Origin of the sequence: Brachyspira pilosicoli (genome assembly GCF_019402445.1) — a bacterium.
GTDB classification, from domain to species: domain Bacteria; phylum Spirochaetota; class Brachyspiria; order Brachyspirales; family Brachyspiraceae; genus Brachyspira; species Brachyspira pilosicoli_B.
The window spans coordinates 1-3,136 of the sequence record NZ_SRZM01000153.1; the positions used below are offsets into that span (position 1 = coordinate 1).

At 24.5% G+C, this 3,136-nt stretch carries 4 protein-coding genes; 2 read left to right on the plus strand and 2 right to left on the minus strand.

Translation table 11 applies throughout. The features are described from left to right. Positions 1 to 444: ComEC/Rec2 family competence protein (locus tag E6A48_RS06055; RefSeq protein WP_219709164.1), on the plus strand; the 444-nt coding region annotated here is incomplete at its 5' end. Between the two features lie 59 nt (positions 445 to 503). On the opposite strand, the gene E6A48_RS06060 is transcribed toward E6A48_RS06055, so the two are convergent. Further along, positions 504 to 860, minus strand: a complete 357-nt coding sequence (locus tag E6A48_RS06060) for an FMN-binding protein (RefSeq protein WP_014932744.1) — start codon at positions 858 to 860, stop codon at positions 504 to 506. Positions 861 to 943: 83 nt separating this feature from the next. After that, positions 944 to 1,339, minus strand: a complete 396-nt coding sequence (locus E6A48_RS06065) for a hypothetical protein (RefSeq protein WP_219709165.1) — start codon at positions 1,337 to 1,339, stop codon at positions 944 to 946. Positions 1,340 to 1,482: 143 nt separating this feature from the next. Between E6A48_RS06065 and E6A48_RS06070 the strand changes: the two genes are divergently transcribed. Then, a complete protein-coding gene (locus E6A48_RS06070) occupies positions 1,483 to 3,048 on the plus strand; it encodes a hypothetical protein (RefSeq protein ID WP_219709166.1) in 1,566 nt (521 codons plus the stop codon). The last annotated feature ends 88 nt before the right edge of the window (positions 3,049 to 3,136 follow it).

Below are 3,136 nucleotides of genomic sequence, written 5' to 3' on the forward strand. Positions count from 1 at the left end.
ATTTATAATTTTTTTATAATATCAAAAATTAAAAACTTAAAAATAAATACTTTTTTAAAAAATATCTTTATAACCATATTAGGATTTTTGGCAATTAATATAATATCACTCATATCAATACTTCCATTAAATATATATCATTTTAAAATTTTAAATCTTAACTCAATAATAGCAAATATATTCGCTGTACCATTATCTTTTATAATACTCTCATCATCGTTAATAACTATATTCACATATCAAATATTTAATAATGTATCAATATATCCTGCAAAAACAACAGAGTTTGCTGCAAATGTTTTAATAGAATTATCTAAAGAAATTTCTGATTTTCAATACTTAAGATATAATTTTGAAGTTAATATGTATATAGCAATATTTATTACTTTTATAATTATGCTAGTAGGATTATTATTAAATATAAAAATAAATAAAAGAATATAAAAAAAGTGTATTCATAAACTGAATACACTTTCTAATACAATTTTTCACCTATTTTTTTATTATTTTGCTGGAGTTAATTTAGTTAAAGCATCTTCAACAAGAGCTTTCCAAGTAGCACCAGTAACACCATCAACATAAATGTTGTTAGCTTTAATCATTTGGTCATAAGCTGCTTTAGCTCTAGCAGGACCGCTTGAATGAGCACATTTAGTCATTACAACTTTAGTTAATTTACCACCTTGAACTGTTACTTTAGCTTGGTAGTCACCTTGTTTAGTTTTGTAAGTAGCTTTGTAATTGCCCAAATAAGTACCATCAGGTATCTTAGCCAAATCAATTTGAGTTTGAGCAAAAGCTATCATACCAAACAATAATGCAATTGAACCTACAAATGCAATCAATTTAGTAGACTTCATACTTTTCTCCTATTGTATATATTTTTATTCTTATAAAAACTCATATTTAATTTAAAAGTAAAATAAAAACAAAAAAATTTACATTATTTTGTTATTTTTTTACCTTTTCTTAAATCATCTAATAAATTATTATATTCTATAGAAACCATTATATTATAATATCTATTATCTACATAATTTGCATATTCTACTTTCACATTATTAGATATAAAACTTTTCAAATCATCATAATATTTATAATTTTGAGGCAATTCTTTTGAAAAAGCATTCTCAATTTTAACAATAGAAAGAGATAAAGCAGCATTATAGGCACTATTTTTATTTTCTTCTGATGTGGCATTATTATCAGTATTTGGGTAGCCTATAGAATTAATGCTAAATTTATTTTCATTAATCCAACCATTATTAAGAGTTTTAGAATTAGTATTTATAGAGCTGCAAGAATAAATAAAAAGCAATATTATAATAAAATATCTCATAACAACCTCAAGTATTTTATATAAAAATAATCGTAAAAATTTAGTTTTTTTTAATAAGATAATTTTGTATATTATTAATTTTAGTTTATAATATTACCGAGTATATAAATAATTTTCTTTATAAAAAACAATTGGAATTTACTATGAAAAAATACATACCTATTTATTTTATATTAATAAGCAATTTACTATTTCCTCAAATATATACATTACAAAACAATGAAACTCTAAAGAATGCTCATATATTAAATGATACAAACTATGCTATTGTTATAGAAAAGAATAATGCTAATAATAAAACATATGATATACTCTATAAAAGCAGCAGATTAGAAGGATATAAGGATGCTGGTATAATAAAAGTTTTACCAAATGGCACATTAGTTGCTACTATGCTAAAACCTTCTATCGGTAAAGATATGTGGGTTGTTATATATGGTAATAAAGAACAGGAATTTGATTCTATAGAAGCTTCTACTTTTGCTGAGAACAATTCTATAATATTTGCAAGACTTATGGATTATGGCGTTGCTGTTATTAATGGAGAGGCCAAAACTCAGTATTCTGAATTATATGAATATGTTATAAACAAGAACAATTATGCATTTTCTTATTCTAGAGATGGAGAATATTTTGTTAATATCAATGGAGAAGAAAAATCCGTTTTGGGAAAAGCAGAAAAAATGAAATATGGTATTGACGGAAGAACTTTAATGTATGTTATAAACAGTGAAGGAAGTGCTGTTATATATAATGGAAATAATGATACAGAGAATTTTATATCTGTTGATGATTTAGCTTCATACAGCCTACAAAATCAAGCATACGCTGTTAAATTAATGCCTCAAATAGATACTAATTTAACAACAAATGATAATATGATGTATACAAACATTAACACAAACGATACTATTCTTACCAATATATCTACAGTTACAAATTATAATCTATCTAATATAAGTATTTATACAAATGAAGAAGGTATAACAGTTAAAGGACAATCAAATACTATAGCATTAATGATGGTTACAAATGTTATTACAAACATAGTAGAAAATACATTAAATTTGGAAGACACTAATAACAATATTATTACAAATGAATTTATAAATACAAGCATTTTAATAAATAATAGAAACATAGGAGAGTTTAATCTAATTACAAATATGAGTTTTTCTCCAGACGGTCAAAGTTTGGTATTTATTAATATAGATACAAACAATATGATGCAACTCTATGTTAGAGGAAATATGCTAGGTAGTTATGATAATATACATACTTATCAATATTCCAAAGATTCAAAGAACTTTGCATATGGAGTAAGCAGCAATAATATATCTTTTATAATTCTTAATAATAAAAAAATTAATGATGAATATAATAAAATAAATAATATATACTTCTCTGACAATAATGAATTAGTATACAATGCCTCAAAAAATGACAGGGAATATATTATATCCGACAACTTTGAAAGCCCTTCATACAACTCTGTAACTTCATTTAAGTTTTATGGAGATTCTTTTGCTTTTACAGCAGAAAGACTTGGAAGAAAGTATTATTTTATATGGAATAAAGAAACAGCTACAAGAAAAGAGTTAGGCGGATATGATTATATATCAGAAATAGACGCTTACAGCAGCGAAGCGATATCAATAGCCTCAGACGGCAAGAATGTATTTATAATAAAGAACGGTTTTATATACTAAAATAAATATATTTTGCAGTAGATTTTTTATTTTATTCAACTTTTTCCCACATTCGCACCCATACCTAAAGGTACTTCCTACGGTCGCC

What these genes read in the sequence shown, in the direction of transcription:
- E6A48_RS06060 (WP_014932744.1), bottom strand. Translation starts at nt 860, where the DNA reads ATGAAGTCTACTAAATTGATTGCATTTGTAGGTTCAATTGCATTATTG.
- E6A48_RS06065 (WP_219709165.1), bottom strand. Translation starts at nt 1,339, where the DNA reads ATGAGATATTTTATTATAATATTGCTTTTTATTTATTCTTGCAGCTCT.
- E6A48_RS06070 (WP_219709166.1), top strand. Translation starts at nt 1,483, where the DNA reads ATGAAAAAATACATACCTATTTATTTTATATTAATAAGCAATTTACTA.